We start from the raw sequence: 12,633 nt of genomic DNA on the forward strand, positions 1-12,633 counted from the left end.
TCCGGACAAATGCACGATCGATCGCGCCTGGGAGGGTGCCGCACGATGTCGAACCGTCTTGCCGGATTGCTGGCCGCGTTGCTGCCGCTCGCCACCTTCGCCACCTCTGCCGCTGAGCCGCGCACAAGCGCGCGCATCGCATCGCCGGATGCCCGTATCACCGTCGAAGTCACGACCGACAACGAGGGCCGCGCCAGCTACGCGGTCAGTCGCGATGGCCGTCCGGTGCTCGCGCCGTCGCGCCTGGGCCTGATGTTCACCGACACGCGCAAGTTCGAACGCAACCTGGCGATCGTCGAGCAGGCGACGCGCACGCAAGACGAACGCTGGGAGCAGCCCTGGGGCGAGCGCCGGCAGATGCGCGACCACCACAACGAGCTGCGGGTCACGCTGGCAGAAACCGCCGGCCCGAAGCGCCGTTTCGACGTGGTGTTCCGGGTGTTCGACGACGGCGTCGGCTTCCGCTACGACGTGCCGAAGCAGCCCGGGCTCGATCGCCTGTCGATCGCCGAGGAACTGACCGAGTTCGAGATCGCCGACGCCGCGACCGCGTGGTGGATCCCCGCATTCGAATGGAACCGCGAGGAGTACATCTACCACCGCACGCCGGTCGAGGAAGTCGGCCAGGCGCAGACGCCGATCACGCTGCGCACTGTCGACGGATTGCACCTGTCGATCCACGAGGCCGCGCTGGTCGACTATTCAGGCATGAATCTCGCGCGCGTCGATGGGCGTCGCTTCCGCGCCGCGCTGACGCCCGGCATCGGCGCGGCGAAGGTCGAAGTGGCGACGCCGTTCGCGACGCCCTGGCGCACGATTCAGATCAGCGACCGCGCCGGCGGACTGGTCGAGTCGGGCCTGGTCCTCAACCTCAACGCCCCCAATGCGCTGGGCGATGTGTCGTGGGTGCGGCCGATGAAGTACGTCGGCATCTGGTGGGAAATGCATCTCGACCGCAAGACCTGGGCGTCCGGCCCGAAGCACGGCGCGACCACTGCGCACGCGATCCGGCACATCGATTTCGCCGCGGCGAACGGCATCGGCGGCGTGCTGGTCGAAGGCTGGAACGTCGGCTGGGACGGCGACTGGTTCGGCAACGGCGAAACCTTCAGCTTCACCCAGCCCTATCCGGACTTCGACATCGAAGCGGTGACGCGGCATGCACGCGAACAAGGCGTGACCCTGATCGGCCACCACGAAACCTCGGGCCACGCCGCGCACTACGAAGCGCAGCTCGACGATGCGATGGCGCTCTACGGCCGCCTCGGCGTGCAGGCGGTCAAGACCGGCTATGTCGCCGACGCGGGCCAGGCCAAGGTGCGCAGCGACGACGGCGCGCTGCACTACGCCTGGCATGAAGGCCAGTCGATGGTGCGTCACCACCAGCGCGTCGTGGAGGCCGCTGCGCAGCACCGCATCAGCGTCAACCCGCACGAACCGGTCAAGGACACCGGCCTGCGCCGCACATACCCGAACCTCGTCGCCCGCGAGGGCGCGCGCGGCATGGAGTACAACGCCTGGGGCCAGCCGGGCAATCCGCCGGAACACGAGGCGACGCTGGTCTACACGCGCCTGCTCGCCGGGCCGATGGACTTCACGCCGGGTATCTTCGGCATGGACACCAAGTCGGGTACGCCGATGGCGACGACGCTGGCCAAGCAACTGGCGCTGTACGTGGTGATCTACAGCCCGCTGCAGATGGCCGCCGATCTGCTGGAGCATTACGAATCGCGGCCCGAGGCGTTCCAGTTCGTTCGCGACGTGCCGGTGGACTGGGACGACACCCTTGCGCTCGATGGCGCGGTCGGCGAATACGCGGTGATCGCCCGACGCGAGCGCGGTGGCGACGACTGGTATCTGGGCGCGGTGACCGACGACACGGCGCGCACCGTTGCGCTGCCGTTGGACTTCCTCGAACCCGGCCGCCGTTACACCGCGCAGATCTACCGCGATGGTGACGGCGCGGGCTGGCGCACCAATCCACATGCGATCGCGATCGAGTCGCGTGAAGTCGGCGCAGGCGACACGCTGTCGATCGCGATGGCGTCCGGCGGCGGCCAGGCGATCCGCTTCGTCGCGCATTGACCTGTAGGAGCGCGCTCGCGCGCGATGGCGCTTTCCCTGCAAAGCCCATCGCGCGCGAGCGCGCTCCTACGGAAGCGGGCCTTGTCCGGGCGCGTTCACTGGCGGACGATGACGCGATGCAGACCACGTCCGATCCGATACCCGCTGCGGCAGCCACTGCCGTCAATCCAGCTTGCGTGGTCAACTGCGCGGCCTACGGGCCCGACGGCAAGCGCGACATCCTGCTCGACGACATCAGCAACGTGCTCGCGATCGACGATGGCAGCTTCGTCTGGATCGGCCTGTACGAGCCCGCAGCCGACGTGCTGGCACAGCTGCAGGCCGAATTCGGCCTGCACGATCTGGCGATCGAGGATGCGGGCAAAGCGCACCAGCGGCCGAAGATCGAGGCGTACGGCGATTCGCTGTTCATCGTCGCCAACACCGCGCAGGCGATCGACGAGCGCATCGCCTATGGCGAGACGCACATCTTCCTCGGCGCGCGCTACCTGGTGACCGTGCGCCACGGCGCATCGCTGTCGTACGCACCTGCACGCCAGCGCATCGAGCGCGAACCCGAGCTGATGGCGATGGGTGCACCGGCGGCGCTGTACGCGGTGCTGGACGCGATCGTCGACAACTACCTGCCGATCGTCGACGACTTCAAGGCGACGCTCAACGCACTCGAGGCCGACATCATCAGCGAGCAGTTCCACCGCGGCATCGTGATCCGGCTCTACCAGCTCAAGCGCGAACTGACCTACATGCGCGTGGCGGTGACGCCGCTGCAGGACGTGCTCTCACAGCTGGTGCGCAGCAGCAGCCCGCTGATTCCGGCCGAGGCCAAGCTCTACATCCGCGACGTGCTCGACCACTCGGTGCGCATCAACGAGACCATCGACGCGATCCGCGACATCCTCGGCACCGCGCTGGGCGTCAATCAGGCACTGGTGACGCTGACCCAGGGCGAGATCGTCAAGAAGCTCGGCGCCTGGGCCGCGCTACTGGCCGCGCCGACGCTGATCACCAGCTGGTATGGCATGAATTTTCACGACATGCCCGAGCTCGACGAGCGCTACGCGTATCCGCTGCTGATCGGCGGCGTGGGCGTGGTGATGGTCATGCTCTACCGGATGTTCAAGAAAGCGCGCTGGCTGTAGCCGCGCGCGTACCGGCCTATGCGGGCCAGAAGCGTATGAGGAGCTCGCGGATCGCCAGACCACCGCCACCGATCAGGATGGCGAAATAGACCATCGTCAGCACGTTGGCGACATGGCCCAGCAGCACCATCAGGCCGTCGCGCTGCAGCAGGCCGATCGCCAGGCACATCAGGGCGACGCCGGGAATCGTGTTGCTGAAGGGGATGAAGCCGAACGGCGCCATCAGCAGCACCGCGCCGAGCACCAGCGCGCTGTCGTTGACCAGTCCCATCGCGCGGCCATCGGTCAACCGCGACAGGCGTCCGGGCTTCGTGATGCGCTCCAGCCGGCGGACCCAGGTCAGTCCGGTATCGAGCGCGCCGCGCAGGCGCCCTGCCGGCACCGTGCGACGACGTACCGCACCGGGCAGCCACAGCGCGCGACCGGCCATGCGCGCGAAACCGATCAGCACGATCACCGCACCGAACACGGTGCTGACCCCCGGGATCGACACCGGAATCAGGAACACCAGGGTCAGCAGGATCACCAGCAGCAGCATGCCCTGCGTGCCGAGTTCGTCGACCAGCGGGCCGAGCTGCACCTCGCCATCGGGGAGCCGCGCGATCAGCGACAGCAACTGCTCGCGCAGCGACGCACCAACGGGCGGCGTCACGACGAAACCGGATTGGCAGGCGGGCGGGGCGCAGATGGGTTCACGTCAGTCCCAAGCAGGTCACCGAATGCGTCGAGCGCGTCCATGCCGACCACATCGCTCGCCAGCAACGGGACTTCCTGCAGTGGCAACGACGGCAGGGCCTCGTGCAGTGCCAGCAGATGCACCGCTTCCTGCCGATGCCGGGTGGCGAGGAACGGCCCGGCATCGTGGGGCGAGCGCTTGTTGACCACCAGCCCGGCGACATCGATGCCGGCGCGCGCGAGCTGCGCATGCAGTTCGATCGTCTCCAGCACCGGCAAACGTTCGGCAGCCAGCACGATGAAGAACGCCGTGCACTGCGCGTCGGCGAGAACGTTGCGCAGGTGTTCGAAACGGTGACGGCGTCGGTGCAGCAAGCTGCGGATCGCCTGGTCGCGATCGGCCGGCGTGGCCGAAGGGGTTTCACCGCCCAGTGCACGCCCACCGATGCCATCGTCCCGGCCGAGACTGCGCAGCGCGGCACCGAAGCGTTCACTCTTCGTCTGTCGCTGCAGCAGGCCCTCGGTCCAGGCGCTCAGCATTTCCGGCAACGCCATCAGGCGCGCGGTATGCCCCGACGGCGCGGTATCGAAGACCAGCAGGTCGTAGCTGTGCAAGCCGTCGTGGACGAGCTCGGCGATGCGCTCCAGCAGCGCCGCTTCGTGCATGCCGGGCGCGTCCTGCGACAGGGCCAGATGCCGGCCGACTTCGCCCGCCAGATGTGCCGGCATCAGCCGACGCAGCGCATCGCCGACCTGCTGGAGATGCGCGGCGACGGTCGCGTCGGGGTCGATTTCGATCGCGTCCAGCCGCTCGGCCAAGCTCCGCGGTTCGGGCCCGACCTCGCATTGCCACAGATGACCCAGGTTGTGCGCCGGATCGGTCGACACCAGCAGCACGCGGCGGCCCGCGCGTGCCTGCGACAGCGCGAGCGCCGAGGCCACCGAGGTCTTGCCCACCCCGCCCTTGCCGCCCACGAACACCACGCGCCGCGCCGCGGCGGTGGTCAGCAGCATGAAATGTGGTCCAGCGGCGAGCGTTCCAGGCCCATCCTGCGGTGCCAGTCGTGGAAGCGCTCGTACATCGCCGGCATCAGCTCGAGCGTGTAATAGCCCACCGGATTGGGCACGCCCAGCGATTCGGAGAACACCATCAACATGAAGAGATCTTCCTCGTCACGCTGCGCGCGGGCGAAGGTCCGGCGGTACGGCGCCATGTAGAACTCGCGCAGGCCCGCCGAAAGACGGGCGAGCGCGGTAGGCGCCGCAGGTGCGCCCGGATCGGTCACGCGTCGGCGGCCCCATCACGGACTTCGCGGCCCTGACGCATCGCAACGGCAGCCTCGAAGGCCACCCACACCGCCGCGATCAGGATCACGATATCCATGGCCAGCAGCAGCCACTTGCCATCGTTGTAGAACGTGCCCAGCTGCACGACCAAGGCGTAGACCGACATGATCATCAGGAACACCATCGGGATGCCGGTCAGCCAGGGATTGCGGCCCTTGCGGATCAGGATGACGGTGATGATCGCCAGAGTCAGCGCCGCGAGCAGCTGGTTGGTGGTGCCGAACAACGGCCAGATCACCATGCCGCCGCTGCCACCACTTCCCGCGCCGAACGCGAGTGCCAGACACACGGCCAGGGCGATCACGGTGCCCAGGATCGTGCCGACCTTGAAGCCCGCCAGCTCGGCCGCTTCCTGCACAACATAGCGCTGCAGGCGCAGGCCGGTGTCCATCGTGGTGGCGGCGAACAGGATCGCCATCGTCGCCAGCAGCGTGGAACCGAGGTTCTCCGGCAGACCCAGGCCTGCGGTGATCAGCGCTTCACCGCCGTTGACGAAGGCGGTGACGTTGCCGCCGCCGAAGCTGCTGTAGACCGTCTGCCAGTCCACCAGGGTTGCAAAACCCGCGGTGCAGCAGATGATCGCCGCCAGCGACAGCATGCCCTCGCCCACCGCGCCGAAGTAGCCGACGAAGCGCGCGTCGGTTTCCTTGTCGAGCTGCTTGGAGGTGGTACCGGAGGCGACCATGCCGTGGAAGCCGGAGATCGCGCCGCAGGCGATGGTGACGAACAGCAGCGGGACGATGCTCGGCGTGCCCGCGGGCACGGCCGTGTTGAAGGCCGGCGCGACGATCGTCGGCGAGGCGATCAGCACCGCGGCATAGAGGATGCCCAGGCCGATGAACAGCTGCAGGCCGTTGATGTAGTCGCGCGGCTGCAGCAGCACCCACACCGGCAGCAGCGAGGCGATGCCGGCGTAGGTGAACAACAGCACGATCCAGGTGGAATTGGCATTCATGCCCAGCACCGTCTCGGGCAGCACGATCGGATACATGCTGCCGAGCCAGATCAGCGCATACAGCACCACGACGCCGATGATCGACGGCCACAGCAGGCCCATCTTGAAGCGGTAGATGGCCTGACCGATGAGCAGCGCAACCACAATCGCGCCCCAGACCGGGATCACCGAAGTCGGTGTGGACACCAGTAGATTCGAGATCACGACCGCGAACGCGGCGTTGACCATCAGCAGCAGCAGGAAGATGACGACCAGGAACAGGTTGCGACCACGGCGGCCGATGTAGCTGCCGCTGAGCATGCCCATCGACTGGCCCTTGTTGCGGACACTGGCCCACAACGCGCCGAAGTCGTGCATGCCGGCGAAGAACACCGTGCCGAACACCACCCAGAGGAAGGCGGGGCCCCAGCCCCAGATGACCGCGATCGCGGGACCGACGATCGGCGCCGCACCGGCGACCGAGGTGAAATGGTGGCCCCACAGCACGAATTTGTTGGTCGGCACGTAGTCCACACCGTCGCGCATGGTGTGCGCGGGCGTCGGGAAATCGGCATCGAGCCGGTAGATCTTCTCGGCAATGAACTTCGAATAGAAGAAGTAGCCGAGCGCCATGATCGTCAGGCCAACGACCAACAATACGATCGCATTCATCTGTGACATCCCCTTGCCGTGTGCGGTGAAACGACCGCCGTGCGGGGAGGATCGCCGCTGGCGCCTGCGGAGGGAAGGCCCCGAGGGCCGATATCACCCGCGGCTACGACTAAAGTCTGAGCCCGAAGCCGCCACTGGACCGGAATCGGCGCCGGCTCGTAACAGCGCCAGCGTTCTCGCATCGGACGCGCCCGGCCTCCAGTTGATCGTGGATGGCCAGACAGACGCAATCGCGAGCGGCTGCGTCTGCAGGCGCAGGCGTCAGGTTCTCAGGCGCCGGCCATCACCCGCAGGATCTGTCCGACGAAGTATGCGATCAGCGTGCCGGTGGCATAACCGACCGTGCCCAGCAGCACGCCCACCGGCGCCAGTGACGGATGGAAAGCCGCGGCGATCACCGGTGCAGACGCGGCAGCGCCGACGTTGCCCATCGAACCGACGCCGACGTAGAACATCGGCGCGCGCACCAGCCGCGCCGCGCCCCAGATCACCAGTACGTGCACGCTCATCCAGATCACGCCGATGGCGAGCAGTTCCGGCCGGTCGGCGAGCTTGAGAAAATCCATCTGCATGCCGATACAGGCGATCAGGAAGTACAGGAACACGGTGCCGATCTTCGACGCACCCGCGCTTTCCAGCCTGCGCGCACGGGTGAAGCTCAGCAACAGGCCGGCCAGTGTCGAGGTGAGTACGACCCAGACGAAGGCAGAGTCGAGGCTGAATCGCGCCGACCACTCGTAGCGCGCGAACCACGCGGCCAGCGGGTTGGAGATCGCATGCGCCAGTCCCACCAGGCCGAAGGCGACCGCGATGATGATCATCAGGTCGGTCAGTGTCGGAATGCGGGCATTCTCGGCCTCGTAGGCTGCGATCCGCGCCTTCATCTCGTCGATCGCGCGGGTGTCGGCGCCCGAGCGCGCATCGATCTGCGCCGAACGGTTGGCGAGGAACAGTAGTGTCGCCATCAGCGCGCTGGCCATCGCCACATCGACGACCGCGAACTGGCCGAACAGGGTTGCATCGACCTCATAGACCTCTCGCATCGCGACCATGTTGGCGCCACCGCCGATCCAGCTGCCCGCGAGTGCCGCCATGCCTTTCCAGGTGTCGCCGGCCACGGCCGGTGGATGCACCCACTCCATGACCTGGAACGACACGATCGCGCCGAGCACGATGCCTACGGTGCCGGCGACGAAGACGAACAGCAGCTTCGGCCCGAGCCTGAGGATGCCCTTGAGGTCGATCGACAGGGTCAGCAGCACCAGTGCCGCCGGCAGCAAGATGCGGCTGGCGATCGGGTTGTAGAGGCTGTTGTTCTCGCCGTCGATCAGTCCGACGGTGTTGTAGAACGCCGGTATGAAATAACAGAGCAGCAGCGCCGGCACCCAGGCGAAGAATTTTTTCCAGAATGGCGTCGGGCCGCTTGCGAGCCAGAAGATCGCGCCCAGCGTCGCGGCCAGCAGGCCGAACAGGACGATGTCGCTGGTGATCAGCGCAGTGGACGTGTCGAGCGATTCGAGCGCCATCTTGGCGGTACTCCGGTTGGATGCCTGGGTGCGACGCAGAACGGCCGGCTTGCGCCGGCCGTCCGCTCAGTGCCGCTTACTCGCCGATGTGCTGCTTGAGCCAGGCGTTGACGGTGTCGTGCCACAACACGCTGTTGTGCGGCTGCAGGACCCAGTGGTTCTCGTCCGGGAAGTACAGCAGCTTCGACTCGATGCCCTTGCGCTGCAGCGCGGTGAACGTCGACAGGCCCTGGTCCACCGGCACGCGGTAGTCCTTTTCGCCCTGCACGACCAGCATCGGCACCTTCCAGTTGGCGACGTGGTTGACCGGGTTCCAGCGCTCGTAGTGCTTCGGCTGGTCGAACGGCGTGCCCTTGTTCTCCCATTCGGTGAACCAGAGTTCTTCGGTCACGTAGCCCATCGAGCGCGTGTCGAACACACCGTCATGATTGACCAGGCACTTGAACGGCGCGTTGCCCTGGCGATCGAACCAGTTGCCGGCGATCCAGTTGATCATGTAACCGCCGTAGCTCGCGCCGAGCGCGCAAGCGCGGTCGCCGTTGAGGAATGCGTACTGCTGCTGAGCCGCCGTCCAACCCTTCTGCAGATCCTCGAGCGGCTTGCCGCCCCAGTCGCCGCTGATGGCATCGGTGAAGGCCTGGCCGTAACCGGTGGAGCCGTGGAAATCGATCATCACCACCGCGTAGCCCTGCCCCGCATACGTCTGCGGATTCCAACGGTAGCTCCAGCCGTTGCCGAAGCTGCCCTGCGGGCCGCCGTGGATCAGGAACGCGACCGGATAGGTCTGGCCTTCCTGGTAGTTCCACGGCTTCACCACATAACCGTAGACGGTCTCGTTGCCGGCGCCCTTGAACGAGAACTGCTCGTAGTCACCGAATGCGACATCGGGCAGGCGCTCGGCCGCGGTCGGGGTAATCTGGCGCAGCTGCGACTCGACGCCCAGCGACTGCAGCGAGCCGGTGTAGAGCGTGTCGCCGCTCTGGATCGAGTTGCGGGTCAGCGCGACGGTGTCGCCGGCAATCGCGAACGACGAGACCGAGCCATCGGCGATGAGCCTGGTGACTTCACCGCTGGCGACATCGACGCGGAACAGCGGGTATTCGCCGGTGTCCTGGGCGGCGACGTAGAGCGCGCTGCCGTCGGCCGATGGCGTGACGCTGCTCGGCGAACGATCCCACTTCGGCGCGATTTCGCGCGTCTGGCCGCTGGCGACGTCCATCGCCATCAACGCGTAACGGTCGGCTTCGAAGCCGGGACGCTTCATCGCACGGTAGAACAACGTCGCGCCGTCCTCGCTGAAGACCGGACCGGTATCCCACGCGGGATTGGCGCTGGTGAGGTTCACCGGCGCTGCCTCGCCCGTGGCGTCGATGCGGTAGAGATCGAAGTTGGTCGACCACGGCGCCTCGCGCCCGGCCACCTTGACGCTGGCGACGACCGAGCGGCCGTCTGGCGCCCAGGTGTAGTCCTCGGCGCCGCCGAAGGGCTTGGACGGGATGTCGCCTTCCAGTTCATGGCCCAGTGCGCGCACCGTCGTGACCGCGCGCTCGCGGGCGGCCGGCAGGTCGGCGACGAACAGACGGCTCATCGTGCCGTCCTTCCAGGTGTCCCAGTGGCGCACGAACAGCTGGTCATAGACCACGCCGCTGGCCTTGGCGTCCTTGTTTTCAGCAAGCTTCTGCTTCGTGCACGCGAGATCCGCGGCGCAGTCGCCGAAGGTGTCGGCACTGAACGCCACGCGTGCGCCATCGGGCGACACCTGGTAGCTGCCGATGTCGACCGCAACGTCGGTCAGCTGCCGCGGCGTGCCGCCGGCCAGCGGCATCGCGAACAGCTGCGAACTGCCGTTCTTGCCGCTGAGGAAGTAGACGGTCTGACCGTCGGCCGACAGCGTCGGCGAGCCCACGTTCCAACCCACCGGGGTCAGCCGCTTGGGCGGCGCCATGTCGCGGGTCAGCAGGTTGCGCGTGTACAGCGCGGTTTCCGCCTTGCCCGAATCGAAGTCCAGTGCGCGATGCGCGAACACCAGCTGGCGACCGTCAGCGGTCAGCAGCGGCGCGGAGACACGGTCCAGCTGGACCAGATCGCGGACATCGAGCCCGCGCGCGGCCTCACGTTCCTGGGCGACGGCCGGCAACGCGGCGATCAGGCACAACGGCAACAGCGCAAGGCGCAAGGACATGGCAGGGCTCCGTACAAAGAGCCCGAATGGTAGGCCGGCGCCGCGATGCTGGCAAAGCGGCGCTGGCGTCCCCTACTGTGCGGCGCGTTCGCCGCCCAGATGCGTGGCGAGGAAGTCGAGCAGCTTCGTGTAGTAGGCCCGCTTGTTCTCGGGTTTGTAGAAGCCGTGGCCCTCGTTGGCGACGTACATCGTCTCGACCGGAACGCCTGCGCCCCGCAACGCGCGCTCCATGCGCCGGGTGTGCTCGATCGGTGCCACCTCGTCCTCGCCGCCCGCGACGAGCAGTACCGGCACCTTGATCCGGTCGGCGAGTCGGGTCGGCGACGCATCGGCGAGCTGCTGCGAGTCACTGCCCACCCATTCGTCGGACCACGTCCGCGTCCACCGCGCAATGCGCCCGTTGTCAGTACGCATCATCTGCAGGTCGTAGACGCCTACATACCCCACTGCGCAACGGTACAGGTCGGGTTCCTTGGCGATGCCCATCAGTGCGGCATACCCGCCATAACTGCCACCATAGATGCAGATCCGCTGCGGATCCGCGTGGCCCTGCGCCATCGCCCAGCGGGTCGCATCGGTCAGATCGTCCTGCATCGTACCGCCCCACTGGCGTGCGCCCGCCTGCTGGAAGCTTCGCCCGTAACCGCCCGAGCCACGATAGTTGAGACGCAGTACCGCGTAACCGGCCTGCGCGAGCAACTGGGTGTCACTGTCGAATTCCCATTCGTCGACGATGCCGAACGGCCCGCCGTGCGGCAGGACGATCAATGGCAGTGGCTGGCCGGCCCTCGCCTCCTTCGGCCGCGTCAGCCAACCGTGCAATTGCAAGCCGTCGCGTGCCGGCAGCGTGATGGCCTGCATCGTCGCCATCCGCTGGGAATCCACTTGGTCGCGACGCCCCAGCTCGAAGGCAGCACGTTTCAGACTGGTGTCGTAGGTGTAGAAGCTGCCAGGATCGACATCGCTGGTGACAAGCAACAGCTTGCTCGCTGCATCGCGCGTTGCCGACGCCACTTCGACCACCTGCCCCGGAAACGCTCCCGTGAGCATGCGTTGGAACCGGGCGTCCTCGGAGTTCTCGTCGAACATCACAGTACGGGGCTGCGCACCCGGAAACCGCGCGCCGACCGGAACGGATGTACCCGGGCGGTACACCACCTCGGGATCGCGGACCGCGTCGCGCAACAGTTCGCGCTTCTCGCCCGAGGCCACATCGAACGCGACGATCGCATCAGGACCTCTGGGCTGCGTCGTCTGCAGATACGCCGTCGCGCCATCGTCCGAAAAACCGAGCGGCGTCTCGACCCGTTTGGATTCGCTTTCATGGTTGATCAGCCGCCAGTCGCTGCCGCGACCATCGCGGTAGTAGAGCTCGCTCAGATTGTCGCCGCGCGAGCCTCGCGCAAAACGCACTTCACCATTGTTGTCGGTGATGAAATCGGCACGCGGCACCGGTACCGTCGCAACGGTAGAGCGGCGACCACTCTGGATGTCCAACCGGTCGACACGGGTGAACGCGTCGCCATTGAAAGGCGAGATGCCGACGAGAATATGCCGGGGGTCATCGCGCAGCATGTCGATCGGCCAGGCGAAGACACGCTCTTCCTTCGGGCCGGAACGGATGTTGGTACCCAACGACGACGAGCGCACGCGTTGGCCGACCAGCAACTGCGCGCGACTGCCATCGACGTTCATCGCATACAGCTCGCCGGTCGGTTGCGGAAAGTCGCGTGCGCCGAACTGTTCGCTCAGACTGAACAGCAGACGATCGTCAGCGGCCCACCAGAAGTCCGCAATATGTAGATTCTTTGGCAGCGCGAAACTGCCGATGATCTTGCGATCGGAGCGATCCAGTACTGCAATGACCGTGCGCCCTTCGTTCGGCAGCGTCGCTGCAAAGTAGGCGCCTGTCGGCGAAATCTTGATGTCCTGGATGTTGTCTTCCGCAACGAACGGCGCCAAATCGACCTGCGCGCGAACATCAAGCCCAACGACGCACATCAGCGCCACGCAAATTCCAAGCAGTTCCTTACGGACCATCCTTGTCTCCCTGTCACGTAGTGGGTGCCGTTC

At 66.5% G+C, this 12,633-nt stretch carries 9 protein-coding genes; 2 read left to right on the forward strand and 7 right to left on the reverse strand.

Annotated elements, in window-relative coordinates:
- Window positions 1-45 precede the first annotated feature (45 nt).
- Entirely contained in the window at window positions 46-2,085 is a 2,040-nt protein-coding gene (locus J2W68_RS00585) for a glycoside hydrolase family 97 protein (protein ID WP_310231594.1), read from the forward strand.
- Between the two features lie 116 nt (window positions 2,086-2,201).
- A complete protein-coding gene (locus tag J2W68_RS00590; protein WP_310231597.1) occupies window positions 2,202-3,224 on the forward strand; it encodes a magnesium and cobalt transport protein CorA in 1,023 nt (340 codons plus the stop codon).
- Window positions 3,225-3,240: 16 nt separating this feature from the next.
- Here J2W68_RS00590 and J2W68_RS00595 read toward each other — a convergent pair whose 3' ends face one another.
- The 7 genes from J2W68_RS00595 to J2W68_RS00625 all read right to left on the reverse strand — a co-directional run bounded on the left by J2W68_RS00595 (window position 3,241) and on the right by J2W68_RS00625 (window position 12,600).
- On the reverse strand, window positions 3,241-3,876 hold the full coding sequence (locus tag J2W68_RS00595; RefSeq protein ID WP_310231601.1) for an exopolysaccharide biosynthesis protein: 636 nt from the start codon (window positions 3,874-3,876) through the stop codon (window positions 3,241-3,243).
- Window positions 3,873-4,913 carry an ArsA family ATPase gene (locus J2W68_RS00600; RefSeq protein WP_310231604.1) on the reverse strand — a complete coding sequence of 347 codons (1,041 nt, stop codon included), beginning with the start codon at window positions 4,911-4,913 and terminating at the stop codon, window positions 3,873-3,875. Before J2W68_RS00600 ends, J2W68_RS00595 begins: the two co-directional genes overlap by 4 nt.
- Window positions 4,904-5,185, reverse strand: a complete 282-nt coding sequence (locus tag J2W68_RS00605) for a cory-CC-star protein (protein WP_310231607.1) — start codon at window positions 5,183-5,185, stop codon at window positions 4,904-4,906. Before J2W68_RS00605 ends, J2W68_RS00600 begins: the two co-directional genes overlap by 10 nt.
- Entirely contained in the window at window positions 5,182-6,852 is a 1,671-nt protein-coding gene (locus tag J2W68_RS00610; protein ID WP_310231612.1) for a carbon starvation CstA family protein, read from the reverse strand. Before J2W68_RS00610 ends, J2W68_RS00605 begins: the two co-directional genes overlap by 4 nt.
- A gap of 269 nt (window positions 6,853-7,121) precedes the next feature.
- The gene (locus J2W68_RS00615; protein ID WP_310231615.1) at window positions 7,122-8,378 is read right to left on the reverse strand and encodes a DUF819 domain-containing protein; all 1,257 of its coding nucleotides are present in this window, start codon (window positions 8,376-8,378) and stop codon (window positions 7,122-7,124) included.
- Window positions 8,379-8,454: 76 nt separating this feature from the next.
- A complete protein-coding gene (locus tag J2W68_RS00620; protein ID WP_310231618.1) occupies window positions 8,455-10,560 on the reverse strand; it encodes a S9 family peptidase in 2,106 nt (701 codons plus the stop codon).
- A gap of 72 nt (window positions 10,561-10,632) precedes the next feature.
- Window positions 10,633-12,600 carry an alpha/beta hydrolase family protein gene (locus J2W68_RS00625; protein WP_310231621.1) on the reverse strand — a complete coding sequence of 656 codons (1,968 nt, stop codon included), beginning with the start codon at window positions 12,598-12,600 and terminating at the stop codon, window positions 10,633-10,635.
- Window positions 12,601-12,633 lie beyond the last annotated feature (33 nt).

The organism is Luteimonas terrae, assembly GCF_031457535.1.
Classification (GTDB): Bacteria; Pseudomonadota; Gammaproteobacteria; order Xanthomonadales; family Xanthomonadaceae; genus Luteimonas; species Luteimonas terrae_A.